This window comes from uncultured Marinobacter sp., assembly GCF_963974375.1.
Lineage (GTDB): Bacteria > Pseudomonadota > Gammaproteobacteria > Pseudomonadales > Oleiphilaceae > Marinobacter.
The window spans coordinates 1-2,403 of record NZ_CAXBDN010000400.1 but is presented as its reverse complement, the minus strand read 5'-3'; the positions used below and the strand labels follow the sequence as shown (position 1 = coordinate 2,403).

Below are 2,403 nucleotides of genomic sequence, written 5' to 3'. Positions count from 1 at the left end.
TGGGCTGCCCGGTAGCGCTCTATCTGGGTGCGGCGGGTGTCGGTGAGCTGACGCTGGTGGATGATGACCAGGTGGAACTGGCCAATCTCCAGCGCCAGGTGGCCTTCGCGCAGACGGATCTTGGCGAGTCCAAGGCTGTGACTCTGGCGGCGCGGATTCAGGGCATCAATCCGGACATAGAAATTCACGCCCTGAACCAGCGCCTGACCGATGAAGCGCTGACCCGGGCCGTTGCCGGGGCTACCCTGGTGCTGGACTGCACCGACAACTTCAACACCCGGTTTGCGCTCAGTCGTGCCTGCGTGGCGGCCCGGGTGCCCCTGGTCTCCGGCGCTGCCATACGCGGCGAAGGCCAGCTGGCGGTGTACGACAGCCGGCAGCCGGACAGTCCCTGCTACCACTGTCTGTACCCGGAACAGGGCAATGAAGACCTGACCTGCTCCGAAGCCGGGGTGATCGGACCGTTGGTGGGTATCATCGGCGCCAGTCAGGCCATGGAGGCCATCAAGGTTATCAGCGGTGTCGGTAAACCCCTGGTTGGTCGGCTGTTGATTCTGGATGCCTGGACCATGGAGTGGCGGGAGATGAAACTGGCGCGAGATCCGGATTGTCCGGTTTGTGCAGGTGTTTTTTAGTCGCGGAAGCCACAGGAAAAGATAAGGATTTATGATTGGTGGCTGGCCGCGGGGCGATGCATTTTTTCTTCTGGGAAAAGAACTCGCTTCGCTCAGACACCTTTTCCCGACAGAAAAAACACCTCACCCCACGTCCGATCTGAATTTGGTTAATACGACCAAAACCCGTTCACCCTGAGCCTGCCGAAGGGTCGAAGAGTTTGGCCTTGGGGTTTGGTGTTCGCATCCTTCGACGGGCTCAGGATGAACGGAGATTGTGCCGGATGTATCTTCCGTGATCGTGAACAATGCCCGTTCACCCTGAGCCTGTCGAAGGGTGTGGCCTCGGATTTTCGATGTTGGCATCCTTCGCCCCTTCGGCAGGCTCAGGGTCAGGATGAACGGGCTTCCGGTAGAACCTCAGTCCTTCAGCGCCTGAAACCTCGCAATCGCCTCTTTTCTGCTTTCCTTCAGATCCACCATGGGCCGCGGGTAGCCTCTCGGTATCACCCCGCCGGCCCCGGGGTTGTGGATGCGCTTGTTGTCGAGCTTTGCCAGCTCCGGCACGTAGCGGCGGATAAACTCCCCCTTTGGATCAAAGCGCTCACTCTGGGTCACCGGGTTGAATACCCGGAAGTAAGGGGCGGAGTCGGTGCCGGTGGATGCGCTCCATTGCCAGCCGCCGTTGTTGGAGGCCAGGAAACCATCCGCCAGGTTACTCATGAACCAGGCCTCGCCCAGTCGCCAGTCAATAAACAGGTTCTTGGTGAGGAACATGGCCGTGATCATCCGCAGGCGATTGTGCATCCAGCCGGTTTCCCGCAGTTGGCGCATGGCCGCATCCACAATGGGAATGCCGGTGAGGCCGGCTTTCCAGGCCTCGAAGGCTTGCCCGGGCGGGTTCCATTGCAGTGCTTCAGTTTCCGCCTTGAACGCCCGGTGCATGCTGATGCGGGGGTAGTGGTGAAGGATATGGATGTAGAAATCCCGCCACGCCAGTTCATTGATCCAGGTGGTGAAGCCCTCCTGGTTGCCACCCTGCATCTGGGCCTGACGGGCCGCAATCAGACATTGCCGGCCTGAAAGCACACCGCTGGCAAGATAAGGCGACAGGGCACTGGTGCCGTCGAGGGCAGGGAAGTCCCGCTGGGCCTTGTAATCGCCGGCCTGCTGGTCAAGAAACTGCTCCAGCTGTTGATGCGCAGCTACCTCGCCGGTTTCCACAAACGGCGGTGGTGCGGGCGCGAATCCGCTGACGCTGTCGGGTAGTTTGGGTGGGGCAATGGCCTCAGCCACCGGTTTCGGCTCCGCAAACAGCCCCGGCTGGTTGTCGTCAATCCAGCTGCGCCAGCGGCGGGAGAAAGGCGTAAATACTGAGTAGGGTTCCCCCTGACCGGTGAGTACGCTGCCCACCGGCGTTACGGTCTGGTCACGGTATTTGTTGACAGCAACATCCATGGCGCCCAGCTGGTCCCGCAGTGCCTTGTCCCGACGCCGTTCATTGATGCCGTATTCCTCATTGAAATGAACATGGCTGATCTGCTGCTCACGGCAATAGTCCATGAGTGCCTGGCGGCTGTCATCAAAGCGCCGGCAGTGAAGAATATCCAGGGGTATGCCCAGGGCAGCCAGCCGTGTTCCCAAGGCGTGGAGGTGGGCCAGTACCAGCTGCACCCTTGCCGGTGACCAGTCATGCTCCTGCCATTGCTCCGGGGTCAGGGTAAACACGGCGCGTACGGCCTCCCTGTGACCGCAGGCAGCGGTCAGGGCGGGGTTGTCGGCAATGCGC

General features: G+C 60.8%; 2 protein-coding genes. One reads left to right on the top strand and one right to left on the bottom strand.

Annotated elements, in window-relative coordinates; genetic code table 11:
• On the top strand, positions 1–635 hold a 635-nt coding region (gene moeB, locus AAC035_RS20650; RefSeq protein ID WP_339807000.1), incomplete at its 5' end, for a molybdopterin-synthase adenylyltransferase MoeB.
• Between the two features lie 399 nt (positions 636–1,034).
• Here the strand turns inward: moeB and phrB are convergent.
• A partial coding sequence (gene phrB, locus AAC035_RS20645; RefSeq protein WP_339806999.1) for a deoxyribodipyrimidine photo-lyase occupies positions 1,035–2,403 on the bottom strand: 1,369 nt, incomplete at its 5' end.